General features: G+C 57.0%; 19 protein-coding genes. 9 read left to right on the top strand and 10 right to left on the bottom strand.

The annotated features are described in order from the left end of the window. Positions 1 to 31: 31 nt before the first annotated feature. The gene (gene yeaG / locus IM273_RS06535; protein WP_014883443.1) at positions 32 to 1,966 is read right to left on the bottom strand and encodes a protein kinase YeaG; all 1,935 of its coding nucleotides are present in this window, start codon (positions 1,964 to 1,966) and stop codon (positions 32 to 34) included. Between the two features lie 430 nt (positions 1,967 to 2,396). Between yeaG and IM273_RS06530 the strand changes: the two genes are divergently transcribed. After that, positions 2,397 to 3,143 carry a MipA/OmpV family protein gene (locus IM273_RS06530; protein WP_023335330.1) on the top strand — a complete coding sequence of 249 codons (747 nt, stop codon included), beginning with the start codon at positions 2,397 to 2,399 and terminating at the stop codon, positions 3,141 to 3,143. 78 nt (positions 3,144 to 3,221) lie between these two features. Here the strand turns inward: IM273_RS06530 and IM273_RS06525 are convergent, their stop codons facing one another. Next, positions 3,222 to 4,106 carry a D-hexose-6-phosphate mutarotase gene (locus IM273_RS06525; protein WP_041910476.1) on the bottom strand — a complete coding sequence of 295 codons (885 nt, stop codon included), beginning with the start codon at positions 4,104 to 4,106 and terminating at the stop codon, positions 3,222 to 3,224. 75 nt (positions 4,107 to 4,181) lie between these two features. Then, positions 4,182 to 5,177 carry a glyceraldehyde-3-phosphate dehydrogenase gene (gene gapA, locus IM273_RS06520; RefSeq protein ID WP_006809136.1) on the bottom strand — a complete coding sequence of 332 codons (996 nt, stop codon included), beginning with the start codon at positions 5,175 to 5,177 and terminating at the stop codon, positions 4,182 to 4,184. Between the two features lie 341 nt (positions 5,178 to 5,518). Between gapA and msrB the strand changes: the two genes are divergently transcribed. Both msrB and IM273_RS06510 read left to right on the top strand, forming a co-directional pair. Beyond that, the gene (gene msrB / locus IM273_RS06515; protein ID WP_193050238.1) at positions 5,519 to 5,932 is read left to right on the top strand and encodes a peptide-methionine (R)-S-oxide reductase MsrB; all 414 of its coding nucleotides are present in this window, start codon (positions 5,519 to 5,521) and stop codon (positions 5,930 to 5,932) included. A 41-nt stretch (positions 5,933 to 5,973) separates the two neighbouring features. Then, positions 5,974 to 6,252 (top strand): YeaC family protein, encoded by a 279-nt coding sequence (locus IM273_RS06510; protein WP_028012771.1) that lies wholly within the window; start codon positions 5,974 to 5,976, stop codon positions 6,250 to 6,252. 59 nt (positions 6,253 to 6,311) lie between these two features. Here the strand turns inward: IM273_RS06510 and IM273_RS06505 are convergent, their stop codons facing one another. The 4 genes from IM273_RS06505 to sppA form a co-directional block, all read right to left on the bottom strand. After that, the gene (locus IM273_RS06505; RefSeq protein ID WP_193050236.1) at positions 6,312 to 7,568 is read right to left on the bottom strand and encodes a glycoside hydrolase family 18 protein; all 1,257 of its coding nucleotides are present in this window, start codon (positions 7,566 to 7,568) and stop codon (positions 6,312 to 6,314) included. 172 nt (positions 7,569 to 7,740) lie between these two features. Beyond that, on the bottom strand, positions 7,741 to 8,382 hold the full coding sequence (pncA, locus tag IM273_RS06500) for a bifunctional nicotinamidase/pyrazinamidase (RefSeq protein WP_136486108.1): 642 nt from the start codon (positions 8,380 to 8,382) through the stop codon (positions 7,741 to 7,743). Positions 8,383 to 8,391: 9 nt separating this feature from the next. Continuing rightward, entirely contained in the window at positions 8,392 to 9,408 is a 1,017-nt protein-coding gene (gene ansA / locus IM273_RS06495; RefSeq protein ID WP_028012774.1) for an asparaginase, read from the bottom strand. Between the two features lie 63 nt (positions 9,409 to 9,471). Beyond that, positions 9,472 to 11,328, bottom strand: a complete 1,857-nt coding sequence (sppA, locus tag IM273_RS06490) for a signal peptide peptidase SppA (protein ID WP_028012775.1) — start codon at positions 11,326 to 11,328, stop codon at positions 9,472 to 9,474. Positions 11,329 to 11,495: 167 nt separating this feature from the next. Between sppA and IM273_RS06485 the strand changes: the two genes are divergently transcribed. The 3 genes from IM273_RS06485 (at position 11,496) to IM273_RS06475 (ending at position 15,119) form a co-directional block, all read left to right on the top strand. Next, on the top strand, positions 11,496 to 12,047 hold the full coding sequence (locus IM273_RS06485; protein ID WP_028012776.1) for an NAD(P)H nitroreductase: 552 nt from the start codon (positions 11,496 to 11,498) through the stop codon (positions 12,045 to 12,047). A 116-nt stretch (positions 12,048 to 12,163) separates the two neighbouring features. Further along, positions 12,164 to 13,207, top strand: coding sequence for a selenide, water dikinase SelD (selD, locus tag IM273_RS06480; protein ID WP_193050234.1), 1,044 nt, complete (start codon positions 12,164 to 12,166; stop codon positions 13,205 to 13,207). 4 nt (positions 13,208 to 13,211) lie between these two features. Then, the gene (locus tag IM273_RS06475; protein WP_059356903.1) at positions 13,212 to 15,119 is read left to right on the top strand and encodes a DNA topoisomerase III; all 1,908 of its coding nucleotides are present in this window, start codon (positions 13,212 to 13,214) and stop codon (positions 15,117 to 15,119) included. Between the two features lie 71 nt (positions 15,120 to 15,190). Here the strand turns inward: IM273_RS06475 and gdhA are convergent, their stop codons facing one another. Beyond that, positions 15,191 to 16,534 (bottom strand): NADP-specific glutamate dehydrogenase, encoded by a 1,344-nt coding sequence (gene gdhA / locus IM273_RS06470; RefSeq protein WP_193050232.1) that lies wholly within the window; start codon positions 16,532 to 16,534, stop codon positions 15,191 to 15,193. A gap of 227 nt (positions 16,535 to 16,761) precedes the next feature. On the opposite strand from gdhA, the gene IM273_RS06465 reads away from it, so the two are divergent. Next, positions 16,762 to 17,034 (top strand): YnjH family protein, encoded by a 273-nt coding sequence (locus IM273_RS06465; protein ID WP_028012780.1) that lies wholly within the window; start codon positions 16,762 to 16,764, stop codon positions 17,032 to 17,034. Here the strand turns inward: IM273_RS06465 and IM273_RS06460 are convergent. Next, positions 16,994 to 17,410 (bottom strand): pyrimidine (deoxy)nucleoside triphosphate diphosphatase, encoded by a 417-nt coding sequence (locus IM273_RS06460; RefSeq protein WP_045261602.1) that lies wholly within the window; start codon positions 17,408 to 17,410, stop codon positions 16,994 to 16,996. The genes IM273_RS06465 and IM273_RS06460 overlap by 41 nt on opposite strands. A gap of 75 nt (positions 17,411 to 17,485) precedes the next feature. Between IM273_RS06460 and IM273_RS06455 the strand changes: the two genes are divergently transcribed. Next, positions 17,486 to 18,055 carry a carboxymuconolactone decarboxylase family protein gene (locus IM273_RS06455; RefSeq protein WP_155026155.1) on the top strand — a complete coding sequence of 190 codons (570 nt, stop codon included), beginning with the start codon at positions 17,486 to 17,488 and terminating at the stop codon, positions 18,053 to 18,055. Further along, positions 18,048 to 18,665 carry a CDP-alcohol phosphatidyltransferase family protein gene (locus tag IM273_RS06450; protein ID WP_193050230.1) on the top strand — a complete coding sequence of 206 codons (618 nt, stop codon included), beginning with the start codon at positions 18,048 to 18,050 and terminating at the stop codon, positions 18,663 to 18,665. The genes IM273_RS06455 and IM273_RS06450 overlap by 8 nt, the downstream gene beginning before the upstream one ends. On the opposite strand, the gene IM273_RS06445 is transcribed toward IM273_RS06450, so the two are convergent. Beyond that, a complete protein-coding gene (locus IM273_RS06445; protein ID WP_193050228.1) occupies positions 18,662 to 19,969 on the bottom strand; it encodes a sulfurtransferase in 1,308 nt (435 codons plus the stop codon). The genes IM273_RS06450 and IM273_RS06445 overlap by 4 nt on opposite strands. Positions 19,970 to 19,999 lie beyond the last annotated feature (30 nt).

Below are 19,999 nucleotides of genomic sequence, written 5' to 3'. Positions count from 1 at the left end.
CGGCAGGCGCAGGCGCTACCGGGCACTTGTTTTAGGACGATTTACGCACGCGCAGATACCATTCGCAGAGCAGGCGAACCTGTTTGCGGGTGTAGCCTTTTTCCATCATACGGTCGACAAAATCGTCGTGTTTCTTCTGCTCGTCGGTTGAGGTTTTGGTGTTGAACGAGATCACCGGCAGCAGCTCTTCGGTATTGGAGAACATTTTCTTCTCAATAACCGTGCGCAGCTTCTCGTAGCTGGTCCAGTTCGGATTGCGCCCGTTATTATGCGCTCTGGCGCGCAGGACGAAGTTCACAATCTCATTACGGAAGTCTTTCGGGTTGCTGATCCCGGCAGGCTTCTCGATTTTCTCCAGCTCCGCGTTCAGGGATTCACGATCAAACAGCTGGCCGGTATCCGGGTCGCGGTACTCCTGATCCTGGATCCAGAAGTCAGCATAGGTGACATAGCGGTCGAAAATGTTCTGCCCGTATTCTGAATAGGATTCCAGATAGGCCGTCTGGATCTCTTTGCCAATGAACTCGGCGTATTTCGGGATCAGGTAGCCTTTCAGGAACTCAAGGTAGCGTTCAGCCTGCTCCTGCGGGAACTGCTCGCGCTCGATTTGCTGCTCCAGGACATAGAACAGATGAACCGGGTTGGCCGCCACTTCCGCGTGGTCGAAGTTAAAGACCCGGGAGAGGATCTTAAACGCGAAACGCGTGGAGAGGCCGTTCATCCCTTCATCAACCCCGGCGTAATCGCGGTATTCCTGGTACGATTTCGCTTTCGGGTCGGTATCTTTCAGGCTTTCACCGTCGTAGACGCGCATTTTCGAATAGATGCTGGAGTTTTCCGGCTCTTTCAGGCGCGACAGGATGGAGAAGCGCGAGAGCGTTTCCAGCGTGCCCGGAGCGCATGGCGCATGCACCAGCTCACTGTGGTTAAGCAGTTTTTCGTAAATTTTGATCTCTTCGGAGATCCGCAGGCAATAAGGCACCTTGACGATGTACACGCGGTCAAGGAAGGCCTCATTGTTTTTGTTATTACGGAAGGTTACCCATTCCGATTCGTTCGAGTGGGCGAGAATAATCCCGTTAAACGGCAGGGCGGAGATACCTTCCGTCCCGTTGTAGTTCCCTTCCTGGGTCGCCGTCAGCAGAGGATGCAGCACTTTGATCGGTGCTTTAAACATCTCGACGAATTCCATAATCCCCTGGTTGGCGCGGCACAGCGCACCAGAATAGCCATAGGCATCCGGGTCGTTTTGTGCGAAGTTTTCCAGCTTACGGATATCGACTTTACCCACCAGCGCTGAGATATCCTGGTTGTTCTCATCACCCGGTTCCGTTTTGGCGATAGCGATCTGCTCCAGGATGGATGGCCACACTTTCACGACGCGGAATTTGGTGATATCACCGCCAAATTCGTGCAGGCGTTTTGCCGCCCACGGCGACATAATGGTGCCGAGGTAGCGACGCGGGATGCCAAACTCTTTATCCAGAATTTGCGCATCTTCCTGCGGGTTAAACAGGCACAGCGGATGGTCGTTCACCGGGCTGCGTTCGCCGTTGGCGCTCAGCACGTAAATCGGTACGCGCTGCATCAGCGACTTCAGGCGTTCAGCCAGCGAGGATTTACCGCCGCCGACGGGGCCGAGTAAATAGAGGATCTGTTTCTTCTCTTCCAGACCCTGGGCGGCATGCTTCAGATAGGAGACAATCTGTTCAATGGCATCTTCCATACCATAGAACTCTTCGAACGCCGGATATCGGGCGACCACCCGATTCGAAAATAGACGGGAAAGCCGTGGCTCCAGGGCAGTATCAACCATGTTTGGCTCACCGATAGCCATCAATAGCCGTTCTGCCGCATTGGCATAGGCACTGCGATCTTGCCGACAAATGGTAAGAAACTCCTGCAGTGTGAACTCTTCGTCCTTGGCAGCTTCGTAGCGCTGGCGATAGTGATCGAATATATTCATGGCATGCCGTCCTTTCGTTTTTTAGCACAGGATAAGAGCCGTTCGTATGAGTAGTGGAGGCTCCCGGAAGAGAATCTCTCGCACCCCACTGCCAGAGCAGCAACCTGTGTGCCAGGTCAGACGCTAAGAACCGCAGGTGTTCAGGAAAACTCTTCTTAAATTTAAGCGTAGATGGCATTTGCCAAACTTGCATGCTGAGAAAAACTAATTTCAATGACATATCAATAACTCATCCAAAAATTTCCACCCTGGTTATAAGGCTTAAGCACGTTTTTCATTCAGCGGTCATATAAATGAAAGCGGGTTGTCATCTGAAAAGTTAAAAATAATGGGTTAATCAGACTGATTAGCAGGCAAAAAATTTTGGGATGTACGGGAATGGCGGTTACACTTCACCCGCTGATTATTTGACTACAGGAAAGAATGGATTGTGACCAAACTCAAACTTCTGGCATTGGGCATCCTTGCCGCGACCGCAGTTAGCACCGCTCAGGCGGAAAGTCAGTGGACGGTGGGTGCGGGCGTTGGCGTCATTAACAGCCCATACAAACAGTATGACCGCGATGTTTATCCTGTACCCGTTATCACCTATGAAGGCGATAACTTCTGGTTCCGCGGTCTCGGCGGCGGCTACTATCTGTGGAACGATACGGCCGATAAGCTTTCTATCATGGCCTACTACGATCCAACGCACTTCAAGCCGGGCGACAGCGACAGCCACGCGCTTCGCCAGCTCGACAAGCGCAAAAGCTCCATGATGGCCGGGCTTTCATACGTGCATAACACCCAGTATGGCTTCCTCCGTACGGCCCTGGCGGGTGATACGCTGGATAACAGCAACGGCTTTATCTGGGATCTGGCGTGGTTGTATCGCTATACCAACGGTGGGCTCACCCTGACGCCGGGTATCGGCGTGCAGTACAACAGTGAAAACTACAACGACTATTACTACGGCGTTTCTAAAAACGAGTCCCGCCGCAGTGGGCTGAAAAGCTACAGCGCCGATGATGGCTGGGATCCTTACCTGGAGCTGACCGCGAGCTATAACTTCCTCGGCGACTGGAGCGTCTACGGTACCGGCCGTTACGAGCGTCTGAGCGACGAAGTGAAGGATAGCCCGATGGTTGATAAGTCCTGGGCTGGCATCTTCTCGGTGGGTGTGACCTACAAGTTCTGATTGTGCATTATTGCGGTGCAATCATTGCATCAAAACGGGGCGCTTGCGCCCCGTTTGCTTTGGTGTGGTGCAGCGACCTTATCGCTTAACGATGCGAATTGTCTGCCCTAAACGAGACGGCTTTTCCTCGCTCGCTTTTTGCGGGGTCGTCACGCAGGCTGTTTCCACGCAGACGAACGTTTTGTAACCGTCATCAGGGATGTCGGCCATGCTGATGGAGAGTGCAGGCCCCGGGTTCCAGCCCACCACGTTGCTGTGATGGTGATGAACCACCTCAATGCCGCGGTTCAGAGCACCGTCGTGGATCACGCTGCACGCTTCCGGATGCAGATAGACGCGGTCAGTACGGTCAGGGAACGCCTGAACGCCGTCACTCAGCTTACCTTCCTTCGCGTTATCAACTTTGTCGATAAAGGTATCGCCCAGGCCGCTCACCTTCACTGCATTGATGTCACCCACGTTGAAGTAGGTATGCAGGGCAGAGGTGGTCTCGAACTCGCCGTGGGCTTCCAGCTCAATCTCGCAGCTTTGACCCAGTTTGAAGCGGGCATACAGGGTGAAATCATGCGGCCACAGGGCGCGGGTTTCATCATTAGCCTGCAGCTCAAAGGTCAGCACTGCGCCGTTGTCGTCTTCGTTATGCGCTTTCAGCGTCCATTGCTGGTTACGGGCGAAACCGTGAGAAGGCAAACCCGGCTGTGCGGACGGGCCAAACCACGGCCAGCAGATCGGTACGCCGCCGCGAATCGCATCCCCTTTTTTGAACGAGGTGGCGTCACTCAGCCACAGCGCTTCCGCTTCGCCTTCCGGTTTCCAGGAGAGCAGGTGTGCGCCGTTCAGCGCCACGGAGGCTTTAACGCGCGGGTGGTCAACGACGATAACGTCGGCACCGTCAATCTGACGGCGGGAGAGCACAGGGGTAAGTTGTTCGACTACCGGAAGTGCAAAAATTTTATTTATCATTAAGCAATCCTCTGTCTAAAAAACAATAAAAAAGGCGACCGAAGTCGCCTTTTTGGATCAAACACTCATCTCAACTTATTTGGAGATGTGAGCGATCAGGTCCAGTACTTTGTTAGAGTAGCCGGTTTCGTTGTCGTACCAGGAAACCAGTTTCACGAAGTTGTCGTTCAGTGCGATACCTGCTTTAGCATCGAACACGGAAGTGCACACTTCGCCGTTGAAATCGGTAGATACAACGTCGTCTTCGGTGTAACCCAGAACGCCTTTCATTGGGCCTTCGGAAGCAGCTTTGATTGCTTTCTTAATTTCTTCATAAGAAGCAGCTTTTTCCAGACGAACGGTCAGGTCAACAACGGATACGTTAGGAGTTGGAACGCGGAACGCCATACCAGTCAGTTTGCCATTCAGTTCTGGCAGTACTTTACCTACCGCTTTAGCAGCACCGGTAGAGGATGGGATGATGTTCTGAGCCGCGCCACGGCCGCCACGCCAGTCTTTGTGAGACGGGCCATCAACGGTTTTCTGAGTAGCGGTGGTCGCGTGAACGGTAGTCATCAGACCTTCGATGATGCCGAAGTTGTCGTTGATCACTTTAGCCAGCGGAGCCAGGCAGTTGGTGGTGCAGGATGCGTTAGAAACGATGTCCTGGCCAGCGTAAGTTTCGAAGTTTGCACCGCGAACGAACATTGGGGTGTTGTCTTTGGAAGGACCAGTCAGAACAACTTTCTTCGCACCCGCAGTGATGTGTTTACGTGCAGTTTCGTCGGTCAGGAAGATACCGGTTGCTTCAGCAACAACGTCAACACCGATTTCGTTCCATTTCAGGTTAGCTGGGTCTTTCTCAGCAGTAACGCGGATGGTTTTGCCGTTAACAACCAGGTGGCCGTCTTTCACTTCAACGGTGCCGTCGAAACGACCGTGAGTTGAGTCGTACTTCAGCATGTACGCCATGTATTCAGCGTCCAGGAGATCGTTGATACCAACGATTTCGATGTCAGAACGTTTCTGAGCAGCACGGAAAACAATACGGCCGATACGGCCAAAACCGTTGATACCTACTTTGATAGTCATATATTCCACCAGCTATTTGTTAGTGAATAAAAGGTTGCCTGTAAAATTACAAAAACCTTACGCAGCGTCAAGCGGAATCGTGTCAATCATTGCGACAAATCAATCCTGTGACTAACGTTTGTGCGACTGACTCGCCTCACTTTCCCTTTGAGCTTGCAACCACATGGGGGCTGCGCCCGGAATTTTAAAGTCCTCGCAGGATAAAAATGTGAACGTGATCACAATTGCCTGACCGCCTTTTCGCGACACATAAGTTTAGAACAAAAGTGCACGCAAGGGTGTTAATGTTTTGTTAGAATCCGGGTTAAAAGATGTCTGTTTCTACAGCGAGATGTAAGCATATGTCGAACCAACATAACCCCGACGATTTGAAAAAAAACCTCACCGAAATGCAGTTTTACGTGACCCAGAATCACGGCACGGAGCCGCCATTTACCGGGCGATTACTGCACAACAAGCGAGACGGTGTCTATCACTGTCTGGTCTGCGATGCCCCGCTGTTCAATTCACAAACGAAATACGACTCCGGCTGCGGCTGGCCGAGCTTTTACGAGCCGGTGAGCGATGAGGCAATCCGCTATCTGACCGACTCGTCGCACGGTATGGTGCGCACGGAAATTCGCTGCGGTAACTGCGACGCGCACCTGGGGCACGTCTTCCCGGACGGTCCTCAGCCAACGGGTGAGCGTTTCTGCGTGAATTCAGCCTCAATGAGCTTCACCGATGATGAAAACGGCGACCAGATTAAGGGTTGAAAAAACGATTCAGCAAATTATTCCTTTGAAAGGGAGAGATCGTGAATATTGAGGACATGATTAACGGGATGACCCCGGAAGTTTATCAGCGTCTGGTGACCGCCGTTGAGCTGGGAAAATGGCCGGACGGTGTGGCGCTCACGCCTGAGCAAAAAGAGAACAGTTTGCAGCTGGTGATGCTGTGGCAGGCGCGCAATAACACCGATGCGCAACACATGACTATCGACACTAACGGTCAGATGGTGATGAAGAGCAAGCGCGAGCTGAAGGAAGATTTTGGCATCACGCCGAAGCCGATTGCGACAATCAAAATGCAATAACGGTGCGGGTTGATGCTCTCACCAGGCCCTCTCTCTGTGGGAGAGGGACTGGTGTCTTACTACTTATGCGGGATCCCGAGCGACTCCGCCAGCTGTTTCGCTAACAGATTATTGTCGTCTGCTCCGTACTCCCAGAACATTGCCCCGGCGAGGCCTTTCTCTTTGATGTAGTCCGCCTTGATCGCGACAGAACGCGGATTCTCATACGAAATCGCAAACAGCGCGTTGCCATCGGCACCCTTTACCGAGAGCCACGGTACCTTCGCCTGGTCGTCCCAGTGCTCGGTAAAACGCTTCTGCGGATCGTTCAGCAGCTTCTTCACGATATCGTTGTACTTCACGTAGGTATCTTTGGTCAGGTCATAGCCGAGCGACTTAAACAGGGCGATCTCCTGCGGTCCAAAGTAGGGCTGTGTGACCGGATTTTTTTGCGCGTCCGGCTTGCTCCAGTCAATGCCCGGTTCAACCGCACGTTTCGGTACGCGGCCGTAAAAACCGATCCCGAGGTTCATCTGCTTCGGCTTAAGTCCGGCGGCCAGATAGTTGTTCACCACAAAATCTACGCTGTATTTGTCGGCGGCAGCCACCGTTGGCCAGGCGCTGGAGTCATTCAGGTTCGCGTTGAAGTACTGTGTCCCGTACGCCATGTCGTAGGTCATCAGGTTGATGTAGTCGAGGAGCGGGGCGATGGCTTTGACATCCACCCAGCTTTTCGGACTTTCCGCATTCGCGCCCACCGCAATGGTCACCAGCTTTTTCTGCCCGAACGCGTTGCGCATCTCTTTCAGCAGGGCGGTGAAGTTATCCCTGTCGGCTGGCTGGCTTGCAACCAGCCCCCACGCGCCGTTGACCGGATATTCCCAGTCGAGATCGATCCCGTCCAGACCGTATTTCTCAACAATTTCCTTCGCGGAGCGGATAAACACCGCGCGACTCTCCTGGGTTGCCGCTGCGCCAGAGAAGCCACGCGCCCCCCAGCCGCCAACGGAGAGCAGGACTTTCAGGTTCGGGTTTTGTTTACGCAAGGTCGGGATAAGGGCCAGATCGGACGCCACTTTTGGCGACAGCCAGATTTGATGCAGCTTCGCCGGATCTTTCAGCGCAGGGTTGGTCTCATCTTTCTCGTTGTTATAAACAAGCCCAAACGAGTAGTTCAGGTGGGTGATCTGACGAACGTCCAGTTTATTGATATCGCCACCCGGTCCGGCGGTGACGTCACCACCCCCGTTAAAGTAGCCCACGGACATCAGAGGTGCGGCGGAAGCAAGCGACGCGCAAAGCAAGGGTAATGCTGCCAGCAGGGGCAAACGTTTCATACAAGTTCCTCTTTGACTTAATAAAAATAACCACGCCACAGAAAAGGCGTGGCGAAAAAACAGCCTGAAGAGAATAGCATTGCCGCTTCGCTGAGGATGCGAGGGAGTTCACTTTATGGGGATTGGGGAGGGGTTTTGCCGGGTAAGCATCAGCGCCACCCGGCTTAAAAGGCTACGCCTGCGTTTCCAGCCAGTCTGCAAGCGTATACAGCGTGGCACCTTCGGCGGCCATATCCATAAACGCCTGGGCGCTGTCCTGTGGTTGGATGTTCACCCCACGACAGCCGTCGGTGATGACGCTAACGGTATAACCCAGCTGGAGGGCGTCCAGCACGGTAAACTTCACGCAGTAATCCGTCGCCAGACCCAGCACGATCAGCTCCGTGATTTCATGGTGACGTAACCACGCGTCCAGCGCCGTCTTCTGGCGATGCCCGTTATCGAAAAACGCGCTGTAGCTGTCGATAACCGGGTTTTCACCTTTATGGAACACCGCGTCGATGGCCTTCTGATTCAGGAGCGGGTGCAGCTCCGCTCCTTCGGTCTGCTGTACGCAGTGATCCGGCCAGAAGGTTTGCGCCAGACCGTCGAGTTCACCCTGGGTGAAAGGCTCAACGTTGTGCTGGCTGGCAAAGCTGCCGTGGTTCGCCGGGTGCCAGTCCTGGCTGGCGACAACCGCTTCACCGCGGGCTTTGCACCAGTCAATCAGGGTATTTGCCACGTCAACGGTGCTGTCACCTTCGGCGACGGCCAGCGCGCCGCCCGCGCAGAAATCATTTTGCAAATCGACCAGTAGCAGGGCGCGTTGCTTCATGAGAGCTCCTTATTCGTCCGGGGTCAGCTCGCCGCGAAGGTTTTGCATCATTGCGCGGCGAATGGACTGAATGTCCAGATCCTGACTCAGTAAATAGTGAAGTTTAGTCAGTGTCGCCTCAACGGTCATATCGAAGCCGCTGATCACCCCCGCGTGCGCCAGCGCGTTGCCAGTGGCATAACCGCCCATATTGACCTTGCCAGACATGCACTGGGTCAGGTTTACCACCACAATTCCGCGCTCGCTGGCTTCCTGAAGCTCCTTCAGAAATTCGCCGTTCTGCGGAGCGTTGCCGACGCCATAGGAACGGAGGATCAGCGCTTTCACCGGCTGGCGAAGGAAGTTGCGCACCACGTCCGCGGAGATGCCCGGATAAATGGTGACCACGCCAATCGGCTGCGGGGTAATCGGATGCACAATCAGCTCGCCGGCGGTGTTCGGTGCCGGAGGCGTTCCCAGACGACGGATATGAATACCCGCTTCCAGCAGCGGCTGCAGGTTAGGGGAGGCAAAGGCATCAAAACCGTCGGCATGGGCTTTGGTGGTGCGGTTGCCGCGATACAGGCGATTGTTAAAGAACAGCGACACTTCGTTGATCGGGTAATTCGCCGCCACGTACAGGGAGTTCAGCAGGTTGATCTGCCCGTCCGAGCGCAGCTCCGCCAGCGGTATTTGCGACCCGGTGACGATCACCGGCTTGCTCAGGTTCTCCAGCATGAAGGAGAGCGCCGAAGCGGTGAACGCCATGGTGTCGGTGCCGTGCAGGATCACGAAGCCGTCGTACTGGTCGTAATGGGCTTTAATGTCATCCGCGATGTGCTGCCAGTCTTCCGGCGTCATGTCGGAGGAGTCCATCAGCGGCTCGTATTCGTGGATGGTGAAGTCAGGCATTTCCGGACGGTGGAATTCAGGCATCAGCGCAAGCTGACGCTGCAGATGGCCGGAGACGGGGATATAGCCATTTTCAGAGCGCTGCATACCGATGGTACCGCCAGTGTAGGCTACATAAATCGATTTCTTCTGCATGGTAGTGAGTTCTTGTTCTTCAAAAGAAAAAAATCCCCTCTTCACGGGAAGAGGGGACGGTTTTTAACGGACGTTCGCGCAGGTCAGGCAAAACGCGTAACGACTTTGTGGATCGTTAAAGGCCGCGAGCTTATCGCTTTCCGCCTTCATCGCTTTCGCAGCCGTGGTCACCGGGGCCGGCAGGTACGCCTGCAGCGCCTCCGGCAGCATGGCGCGTACGGAGACGGACATGCTGTCCATCACCATATCGAAGAACGACGGTTCGTCCTGATAATACTCAACGTGCCACTGCTTGAGCTTCGCCAGTTCGGCGGCTTTCTTCACCGCGTCGTCGAAGTCGCCCAGGCTGTCGACCAGACCGTTACTCTTCGCATCCTGTCCGGTCCAGACGTGGCCCTGAGCAATCTGGTCGATCTGTTCCGGCGTCTTTTTACGCGAGTCGGCAACCAGCGTGATAAAGCGTTTATAGCCGTTCTCAATGCTCAGCTGCATCATCTCTGAAACTTCCGGCGGCAGAGATTTGGTCATCGACACATCCGCCAGCGGCGACGTGGAAACGCCATCGGTATGCACGCCCAGATAATCCAGGCTGTTTTCCACGGTGTTAATCACCCCGAAGATGCCAATCGAGCCGGTCAGCGTGCTTGGGTTCGCCACAATATAGTTGGCAGGCGTGGAGATCCAGTACCCACCAGACGCGGCCATGCCGCCCATGGATACGACGATCGGCTTGCCAGCGGCACGCGCTGCGGCCAGCTCGGCGCGGATCACTTCGGAAGCGCTAACGCTGCCGCCAGGGCTGTTCACCCGCAGGACAATCGCTTTCACTTTCGGGTCAAGGCGTGCATCACGAATTTGCGACGCGGTAGTATCACCCCCGACGTTCCCCGGTGTTTCCTGACCGTCCATGATAGCGCCGTTAGCAAACACCACGGCTACGCTGTCGCCGCTGTCGTCCGGCTTTTTCGCAGCATAGTCATACATGCTGATGGCGCTGTAGTTTTTGTCCTCTTTGCTCCAGCCAAACTGTTTGGTCAGGGCTTTTTCGATATCTGCACTGGTGCCCAGCGCGTCAACCAGCTTGTTGTCGAGCGCATATTTCGCGGTATCACCGTCGACCTTGCGCAGTCCATCCAGCACGCCGCGAGCGCCAGGGAACACCTGCTCAGCGGTAATTTGACGGTTAGCGGCAACGGTACCCAGATAGTTCTGCCACAGCTCGCCAATCCAGCGGCTGTCCGCTTCACGGGCGGCAGGGGACATATCGTCGCGGATAAACGGCTCCACGGCAGATTTATAGGTGCCGACGCGGAAGACGTGGGTGGTGACCTTCAGCTTGTCGAGCAGCGATTTGTAGTACAGGCCGTTGGTGGCAAAACCGTGCAGATCGACCGTACCCTGCGGCGAAAGCCAGATCTTATTGGCGAAGCTTGCCAGATAATATTGCCCCTGGCTGTAGCTGTCGCCCACGGCAATCACCGGCTTGCCGCTGTCGCGGAACTCGCGCAGCGCTTTACCGATGTACTGCATAGAAGGCTGGTCGCCGCCGGCAAAATCTTTCAGATCCAGCACGATCCCGGTGATGTTTCGGTCGTCTTTGGCCTGACGGATAGTATCGACGATATCGAACAGGGAGTTCTCCTGCAGGCGGTCTGACGTCGCGCCAAACAGCTGGCGGCCGATCACCCCCAGACGGTTGCTGGTGGACGGTTTATCAACGATCACGCCGGTGATATCGAGTAACAGGGCCCCACGAGTCGAATGCTGCGCCTGATTCGCGTTGCTGATATGCATCCAGATGCCCGCGCAAACCAGAACCAGAAGGATGAAGAAGATGTTCATCACCAGGTTGCGGACGAAGTTGAGCAGTCGCCACGTCCATTTAAAGAAACCGGCAAAGATTCGCCAAAGGGTTCGCATGTATTCTCCCTAACCAGAAAATGACTGTTTCCGTCGCCACTGGACGGTAATGTTGGGTTATCGTAATGACCCAACCGCCACTTGTCAGCAGGAATCGCCTGCCAGGCTGTAACAAAATCTGCCGTCGTGTTAATTTTGTGAGTAAATTTCAAGAAAGGAGTTAACCAATGGATGCACTCGAACTGCTTGTTAACCGTCGTAGCGCGTCACGTCTGGCCGAACCCGCCCCTGCGGGCGAGCAGCTGGAAAACATTCTGCGTGCCGGTATGCGTGCGCCGGATCATGGCACGCTGCAGCCGTGGCACTTCTTTGTGATTGAAGGCGAAGGCCGCGATCGCTTCAGTCAGCTGCTGGAGCAGGGGGCAGTTGCCGCCGGGCAGGATGAGAAAGGTATCGATAAGGCGCGTAACGCGCCGTTCCGCGCCCCGATGATTATCGCTGTCGTGGCGAAATGCCAGGCCGACCATAAGGTGCCGGTCTGGGAGCAGGAAATGTCTGCCGGCTGTGCGGTGATGGCGATGCAGATGGCCGCCGTTGCGCAGGGTTATAACGGTATCTGGCGCACCGGGCCGCTGACCGAGAGCGCCGCAGTGCGGGCAGGATTCTCCTGCGGTGAGCACGACAAAATTGTCGGTTTCCTTTACCTCGGCACCCCGCAGCTTAAAGCCTCCAGCACCATTAGCGTGCCGGACACCACGCCTTTCGTCAGCCGTTTTTAATTACACGCGCTAAACTGTCTGGATTCTGAGCATCCGCCGCAGAATTCAGACAGTCATACTTACCTCTTTATGGAATGAGCGCTACCATAGCGCGATTGAGATGACAGGAGACGTCCATGAGCGAGCAAACCATTCGTTTAACGCAGTACAGCCACGGAGCCGGTTGCGGTTGTAAAATTTCCCCGAAAGTGCTGGAGACCATTCTGCACAGTGAACAGGCGAAGTTTGTCGACCCGAACCTGCTTGTCGGCAACGAAACGCGTGACGATGCGGCGGTTTATGACTTAGGTAACGGCACCAGCATTATCAGCACCACTGACTTCTTCATGCCGATTGTTGATAACCCGTTCGACTTCGGGCGCATCGCGGCCACCAACGCCATCAGCGATATCTTCGCCATGGGCGGTAAGCCGATCATGGCCATCGCCATTCTGGGCTGGCCGATCAACACCATTCCACCGGAAATCGCCCGCGAGGTGATTGATGGCGGGCGTTTCGCCTGCCAGCAGGCGGGGATTGCGCTGGCCGGCGGCCACTCGATTGATGCGCCAGAGCCGATCTTCGGTCTGGCCGTTACCGGCGTGGTGCCGACCGAGCGCGTGAAGCGCAACAGCACCGCGCAGGCGGGCTGCAAGCTGTTCCTCACCAAGCCGCTGGGCATTGGTGTGCTCACCACCGCTGAGAAAAAATCCCTGCTCAAACCGGAGCACAAAGGGCTGGCGACGGAGGTCATGTGCCAGATGAACCTCGCCGGCGCGGCGTTCGCCAATATCGACGGCGTAAAGGCGATGACCGACGTCACCGGTTTTGGCCTGCTGGGGCACCTCTCTGAAGTCTGTCAGGGGGCGGGCGTACAGGCGCAGGTCTGGTATCAGGACGTGCCGAAGCTGCCTGGCGTGGAAGAGTACATTGCCCAGGGCGCGGTTCCGGGCGGTACCCAGCGCAACTTCGCCAGCTACGGTCACCTGATGGGCGAAATGCCTGAGGCGTGGCGCAACCTGCTGTGCGATCCGCAAACCTCCGGCGGCCTGCTGCTGGCCGTCACGCCGGAGTCCGAAGCCGAGGTTCAGGTAACCGCCGCCGAGTTTGGCATCACCCTGACGGCGATCGGCGAACTGGTGACCGCCCGCGGCGGCCGACCGATGATTGAGATCCGTTAATTCGATGCGGTTGTTTATTGCCGAAAAGCCGAGCCTGGCCCGTGCCATCGCCGACGTGCTGCCTAAACCGCATCGCAAAGGCGACGGCTTTATCGAATGCGGTAACGGGCAGGTGGTCACCTGGTGTATCGGCCACCTGCTTGAACAGGCGCAGCCGGACGTCTACGACAGCCGCTACGCCCGCTGGAACCTCAACGATCTGCCCATCGTGCCGGAAAAGTGGCGTCTTCAGCCTCGTCCGTCCGTCACCAAACAGCTCAACGTCATTAAGCGCTTCCTGCATGAGGCGACGGAAGTGGTCCACGCAGGTGACCCGGACAGGGAAGGGCAGCTGCTGGTGGACGAAGTGCTGGACTATCTTGAGCTGGCGCCGGAAAAGCGCCAGCAGGTACAGCGCTGCCTGATCAACGACCTCAACCCGCAGGCCGTTGAGCGGGCGATCTCGCGCCTGCGTTCCAACAGCGAGTTTATTCCGCTGTGCGTCTCTGCTTTAGCGCGCGCCCGCGCCGACTGGCTGTACGGCATCAACATGACCCGCGCCTACACCATCCTCGGGCGCAACGCGGGCTATCAGGGCGTACTCTCCGTGGGCCGCGTGCAGACGCCGGTGCTGGGGCTGGTGGTGCGTCGCGACGAAGAGATCGAGAACTTCGTCGCCAAAGATTTCTTTGAAGTGAAAGCGCATATCGTCACCCCGAAAGACGAGCGCTTTACCGCCGTCTGGCAGCCGAGCGACGCCTGCGAGTCGTACCAGGATGAAGAGGGGCGTTTGCTGCACCGTCCGCTGGCGGAGCATGTGGTTAACCGTATTACCGGCCAGCCGGCCATCGTTACCAGCTATAACGATAAACGGGAATCAGAACCCGCGCCGCTGCCGTTCTCCCTTTCTGCTCTGCAGATTGAGGCCGCGAAGCGCTTTGGCCTCAGCGCGCAGAACGTGCTGGATATCTGCCAGAAACTCTACGAAACCCACAAGCTGATCACCTATCCGCGTTCGGACAGCCGCTATCTGCCGGAAGAGCACTTTGCCGGACGCCATTCGGTGATGAATGCCATCGGCGTCCACGCGCCGGATCTGCTCCCGCAGTCCGTCGTTAACCCGGACACCCATAACCGCTGCTGGGACGACAAAAAGGTCGATGCCCACCACGCGATTATCCCGACGGCGCGCGCCAGCAGCGTCAACCTGACCGATAACGAAGCGAAGGTCTATAACCTGATCGCCCGTCAGTACCTGATGCAGTTCTGCCCGGACGCGGTGTTCCGCAAGTGCGTCATCGAGCTGGAAATTGCCAAAGGCAAGTTTATCGCTAAAGCGCGTTTCCTGGCGGAAGCGGGCTGGCGCACGCTCCTCGGCAATAAAGAGCGCGATGAGGAGAACGACGGCACGCCGCTGCCGGTGGTCGCTAAAGATGACGAACTGCTGTGCGAGAAGGGCGAAGTGGTTGAACGTCAGACCCAGCCGCCGCGCCACTTCACCGATGCGACGCTGCTGTCAGCCATGACCGGGATCGCCCGCTTTGTGCAGGATAAAGATCTGAAGAAGATCCTGCGCGCCACCGATGGACTGGGTACGGAAGCAACCCGCGCGGGGATCATTGAGCTGCTCTTTAAGCGAGGTTTTCTTGAGAAAAAGGGGCGCTACATCCACTCAACGGAACCGGGCCGGGCGCTCATACACTCCCTGCCGGAGCTGGCCGCAAGGCCGGACATGACCGCGCACTGGGAATCCGTGCTGACGCAAATCAGCGAAAAGCAGTGCCGCTATCAGGACTTTATGCAGCCGCTGGTGGGGACGCTTTACCAGCTGATCGATCAGGCGCGCAGCACGCCGGTGAAGCGGTTCAGAGGCATGGTTGCACACGGTGGTGGCGCGAAGAAACCGTTCAAAAAGAAAAAGAGCGCGGCCTGATACACCCTGTTTTCTCCCTCTCCCTGTGGGAGAGGGCCGGGGTAAGGGCACCCGGCCGCATGATATAAACCTTAAATCACACCCTGCCCAATCATCGCATCCGCCACCTTCACGAACCCGGCGATATTCGCCCCGCGCACGTAGTTGGTTTGCGATGCCTCGCCGCCGTACTCGACGCAGGCATGGTGAATATCCAGCATGATGTGGTGCAAACGGGCATCCACTTTCTCCGCCTTCCAGCCGAGCCGCGCCGCGTTTTGCGCCATCTCCAGGCCGGAGGTCGCCACGCCGCCCGCGTTTGCCGCCTTGCCTGGCGCAAACAGCACGCCCGCCTCCAGGAACAGATCCGTCGCCTCGATAGTGGTCGGCATATTCGCCCCTTCGGCCACCGCCTTCACACCGTTGCTAATCAGCGTGCGCGCGGCGTCCGCGTCCAGTTCGTTTTGCGTGGCGCACGGCAGGGCGATATCCACCGGCACGCCCCACGGCTGTTTGCCTTCCAGATACGTCAGGCCAAACTCCGCGGCATAATCGGCAAGTCGGCCATCGCGATTGGCTTTGATTTCGCACAGGCGCGCCAGCTTCTCCGCCGTAAAGCCCGCTTCGTCCACTACCGTGCCTTTAGAGTCGGAGGCCGTCACCACGCGGGCACCAAACTGCATCGCTTTTTCGATAGCGTACTGCGCCACGTTACCGGAGCCGGAGACCGCCACGCGCATCCCCTCGAAACCTAAGCCGTGACGCTTGAGCATTGCCTCGGTGAAGTAAACCAGGCCGTAGCCGGTCGCCTCCGGGCGGATCAGGCTGCCGCCAAACGATAGCCCTTTGCCGGTAAAGACGCAGGCGCTGTTGTTGGAGAGCTTTTTCATCATCCCGGCCATAAAGCCCACTTCGCGGGCCCCCACGCCGATATCCCCCGCCGGTACGTCGGTGTCCGGGCCGAGGTGGCGGTAGAGCTCGGTCATTAGCGCCTGACAGAAACTCATCACTTCGCCTTCGCTTTTGCCTTTCGGGTCGAAATCGCTCCCGCCTTTACCGCCGCCCATTGGCAGGGTGGTGAGCGCGTTTTTAAACGTCTGTTCAAAGCCAAGGAATTTCAGAATCGACAGGTTCACGGATGGGTGAAAGCGCATGCCGCCCTTAAACGGACCGATGGCGGAGTTAAACTGCACGCGCCAGGCGCGGTTGACCTGTACCTGGTTGCGGTCATCCACCCAGGTCACGCGGAACTGGATCACACGTTCTGGTTCAACCAGACGTTCCAGCAGCGACAGTTGACGATAGCGCGGGTTTTCTTCAAGGAACGGCCAGAGGGTAGTCATTACTTCACGAACGGCCTGAGCAAATTCGCTTTGATGCGGGTCGCGCTGCTGAACATAGGCAAGGAAACTTTCCAGAGAGCGTGTCTGATCCATAGATATAAGAACCTCTTATAGTCATTAATGTATGTTGCTTATGCGATTTGTGTTGTTTTTTTGACTATACCACCCGTACCGCTTTGTGAAGCAAGCAGAAATGTGGACCGAAAGGGAAATTAATGACCCGGGCCGCGTCATAACAAAAAGCGATGGCGCGCTAAATTAAAGATTCTGCCCGATTTACCGTTATAGTCATTATCAGGACACAACAGGAAGAGAAGTCTATGAACCGTTACGTGATGGCCGCGTTATCATTGATGTTGACCGCAGGCGCTCAGGCTGACCGCATTCGCCCGGATGTAGAAGTGAACGTGCCGCCGGAGGTGTTTAGCTCCAGCGGCCAGCGCGCGCAGCCGTGTAACCAGTGCTGCATCTACCAGGATCAAAACTATTCTGAAGGGGCCGTCGTGAAGGCGGATGGCGTGCTGCTGCAGTGCCAGCGCGATGAACGTACCATCAGCACGAATCCGCTGGTCTGGCGTCGCGTAAAAGAATAAACGCCTCCAGCAGCGGAATATCCGCCGGAGCTAACTCATAACTGAAAGCCTCTTCCGGCGTACACCACGCCAGCGCGCTGTGGTAGTGCGCCGTTAACTCTCCGCTGAAGCGGGGTACGTGCCAGGCGTGCAGGTTGATTAACCGCTGTGATACCTCGCGCTGATGGCTCGCCACGTACTGCTCAGGCTGAGCCTCGATACCCAGCTCTTCACGCAGCTCGCGGATAAGCGCCTCAGGCTGGGTTTCTCCGGCCTCCACTTTGCCGCCAGCGAACTCCCACATTCCCGGCTGGTCGGCGTGAGCAGGGCGCTGCGCCAGTAAAATTTTGTCGTCTTTTTCGATGATGGCCGCAACGACATCGACTGTTTTTAGCATGGTCGTCAATACTTGATAGCGAAAAACGCCATATTATCGTGCCCTTTCAAAGAGTCCAGCCATCAGGAGAATCAGGTGAAAGAGACGTCCACCTGGGTAGAGCCCATCCCAACCCTTCCGGCGAGCGTAAAACCTATTGCCGCCATGCAGCAAAAACACTTCGGTGCCATGCTGAACCCCACACGCTGGTGGGGACGCATGCCGCGTCTGTTCTGGCTGGTCGCTTTGTTTGTGGGGTTTCTGGAGCGCAGAAAAGCGCGCCTGACGCCAGTGCTGCGCTCGCTGCTTATGACGCGCGTATCGCAGCTGTGCCACTGTGCGTTCTGCATTGACGCCAACAGCCTGCGTCTGGCCGAGCGCTGCGGCGCGCTGGATAAAGTCCAGGCCGTAAGCGGCTGGGCTGATTCTGACGTGTTCAGTGAACAGGAACGCGCGGCGCTGGCCTATGCGGAGGCGGTGACCGCCACGCCGCCCCGGGTGGATGAAGCAATCAAAATGGCGATGAAACGCCACTTTACGGATGATGCCATTACTGAAATGACGGCGCTCATTGCCTTTCAGAATCTCTCGGCCCGGTTTAATGCCGCGCTGGATATACCGGCACAGGGGTTGTGCGCCACGTTTAAAGGGAAGCCTGATGCTTGACCGTCACCTGCACCCGCGGGTAAAGCCCGCTCTGGACCGTCTGGTATCCGTGCTGGATAAGCCGGGCGTTACGCCCGACGGATTAACGCTTGCCGGGTTTGCCATCGGCCTGCTGGCGTTGCCGTTTCTGGCCCTCGGCTGGTATCCGGCGGCGCTGGCCGCCATCGTCCTGAACCGCCTGCTTGATGGTCTGGACGGCGCGCTGGCGCGTCGGAGAGGGCTGACGGATGCGGGAGGGTTTCTCGATATCGCCCTCGATTTTCTGTTCTATGCGCTGGTGCCGTTTGGCTTTGCGCTGGCTGCACCCGTAGAGAATGCGCTGGCGGCGGCCTGGCTGTTGTTTGCGTTTATCGGCACCGGCAGCAGTTTTCTCGCCTTTGCCGCGCTGGCGGCGAAGCACGAGATCGACAACCCCGGCTATGCGCATAAGTCGTTTTACTATATCGGCGGGTTAACGGAAGGGACGGAGACCATCGCGCTGTTCGTGCTGTGCTGCCTGTTTCCGGCACAGTTTACGCTGTTCGCGTGGATATTCGGCGCGTTGTGCTGGCTGACCACCACAACGCGCATCTGGAGCGGCTACGTGACGCTGAAGTCACTCACCCGTTAGAGAGCACTCTCTGGTCCGCGCTCTCCGGCGGTGACCGGGTTCTGCGGGTGGCTGCTCCATTCGTACCAGCCGCCGTCATAGACGGCGATATTTTTCCAGCCCATCGCCCGGGCGTACATAAAGGTTTCGGACGCCCGCCAGCCGGTGCCGCAGTAAAACGCGACCTGCTGTTCCGGCAGAATATTCCAGCGCTTCCACTGGACGGCGATGTCGTCAGCGCTGCGCATGGTGCCATCCGGGTTATGGAAATCCTCCATGTGGGTGGCATCGCTGCCCGCGTGACCCCAGCGGGCGCCGGCAATTTCACCTTTTGGCTTGATGTAGCTGTAGCCGCTGGTTTCGCCGATAAACTCCGGCCACGAACGAATGCTGACCAGGGAGGCATCCTGACGGTGCAGCATGCCGCGCGCCTGTTCCATATCCACCATCAGCTGCGGCTGGCCGGGGATCTGCGCGCCAAAATCAGGGGCAGGAGCCACTTTGCCGGGCGTACCGCGCTCAACCGGCAGACCGGCATCTGACCACGCCTTCCAGCCGCCATCGAGAAGGCGCACATCCTTCACGCCCGCGTAGAGCATAATCTGCGCCACGCGCGCGGCGGCGTAAACGTCGCGCCCGTACAGAATGACGGTGGTATCGTGACGGATCCCGTGCTTTGCCAGCATTGCTTTCAGCCTGTCGTCGGAGACTTTGTTCCACAGCGGCTCGCTTTCCACCTCGTTGGTGTCAATGTAGCCCGCGCCGGGAATGTGGTTAAGCAGGTAAAACTTCGGCGCGCCCCAGGCCGCTTCTATGACTTTCCATTCGCCCGCCGGCGCGGAGGTCACCGGTTTGCCCTGCTGAAGCCGGTGGATCCACTGCGGGTAAACCAGCTGTTCAAAGTGGGGCAGGCGCTGAAGGCGGTCGGGCGTCCGCAGAGCATCGCTGAGCAGCGAAACGTGGCGGTAACCAGCTTTCTCCAGACGGGCTTTCACCGCCTGGTTATCGTTCTCGTCGCCATACAGCGCGATGGACGTCGCAGGGGTAAGCTGATGCTGTTTTGCCCAAAGTGCAATCTGCTCGTCGCTCATGGCGCTAAGCCAGGCGGCTGCCAGGTTGAGCGCAGCGGGTTCGTGCCCGGAAGGACCGCTGAGGGTCTGCGGCCAGCCGTTATAGAAGGCGCTGGGGCGGGTGTCGATTGCCGCGCCGTGCTGTGCCTGAAGCTGAGACAGCGTCATCGCGTTGGCCATATCAGCGGCCTGAGAGGAAAAAGAGGCGAGGCCGCAGATCAGGGCCAGCGCGGTCAGTTGAGAAACACGTTTCATCGAATAACCTGACGTCAGTAAAAGAGGGGG

The organism is Enterobacter cloacae complex sp. P13B, from assembly GCF_014895915.1.
Lineage (GTDB): Bacteria > Pseudomonadota > Gammaproteobacteria > Enterobacterales > Enterobacteriaceae > Enterobacter > Enterobacter bugandensis.
This window is presented reverse-complemented; position numbering and strand designations above follow the sequence as displayed.

Excerpts from the sequence above, each read along its gene's own strand:
- pncA (WP_136486108.1), bottom strand. The coding sequence starts at position 8,382 with ATGAAGCAACGCGCCCTGCTACTGGTCGATTTGCAAAATGATTTCTGC.
- IM273_RS06450 (WP_193050230.1), top strand. The coding sequence starts at position 18,048 with ATGCTTGACCGTCACCTGCACCCGCGGGTAAAGCCCGCTCTGGACCGT.
- ansA (WP_028012774.1), bottom strand. The coding sequence starts at position 9,408 with ATGCAGAAGAAATCGATTTATGTAGCCTACACTGGCGGTACCATCGGT.
- yeaG (WP_014883443.1), bottom strand. The coding sequence starts at position 1,966 with ATGAATATATTCGATCACTATCGCCAGCGCTACGAAGCTGCCAAGGAC.
- sppA (WP_028012775.1), bottom strand. The coding sequence starts at position 11,328 with ATGCGAACCCTTTGGCGAATCTTTGCCGGTTTCTTTAAATGGACGTGG.
- gdhA (WP_193050232.1), bottom strand. The coding sequence starts at position 16,534 with ATGGATCAGACACGCTCTCTGGAAAGTTTCCTTGCCTATGTTCAGCAG.
- IM273_RS06445 (WP_193050228.1), bottom strand. The coding sequence starts at position 19,969 with ATGAAACGTGTTTCTCAACTGACCGCGCTGGCCCTGATCTGCGGCCTC.
- IM273_RS06465 (WP_028012780.1), top strand. The coding sequence starts at position 16,762 with ATGAACCGTTACGTGATGGCCGCGTTATCATTGATGTTGACCGCAGGC.
- msrB (WP_193050238.1), top strand. The coding sequence starts at position 5,519 with ATGTCGAACCAACATAACCCCGACGATTTGAAAAAAAACCTCACCGAA.
- IM273_RS06525 (WP_041910476.1), bottom strand. The coding sequence starts at position 4,106 with ATGATAAATAAAATTTTTGCACTTCCGGTAGTCGAACAACTTACCCCT.
- gapA (WP_006809136.1), bottom strand. The coding sequence starts at position 5,177 with ATGACTATCAAAGTAGGTATCAACGGTTTTGGCCGTATCGGCCGTATT.
- IM273_RS06475 (WP_059356903.1), top strand. The coding sequence starts at position 13,212 with ATGCGGTTGTTTATTGCCGAAAAGCCGAGCCTGGCCCGTGCCATCGCC.
- IM273_RS06485 (WP_028012776.1), top strand. The coding sequence starts at position 11,496 with ATGGATGCACTCGAACTGCTTGTTAACCGTCGTAGCGCGTCACGTCTG.
- selD (WP_193050234.1), top strand. The coding sequence starts at position 12,164 with ATGAGCGAGCAAACCATTCGTTTAACGCAGTACAGCCACGGAGCCGGT.
- IM273_RS06505 (WP_193050236.1), bottom strand. The coding sequence starts at position 7,568 with ATGAAACGTTTGCCCCTGCTGGCAGCATTACCCTTGCTTTGCGCGTCG.
- IM273_RS06460 (WP_045261602.1), bottom strand. The coding sequence starts at position 17,410 with ATGCTAAAAACAGTCGATGTCGTTGCGGCCATCATCGAAAAAGACGAC.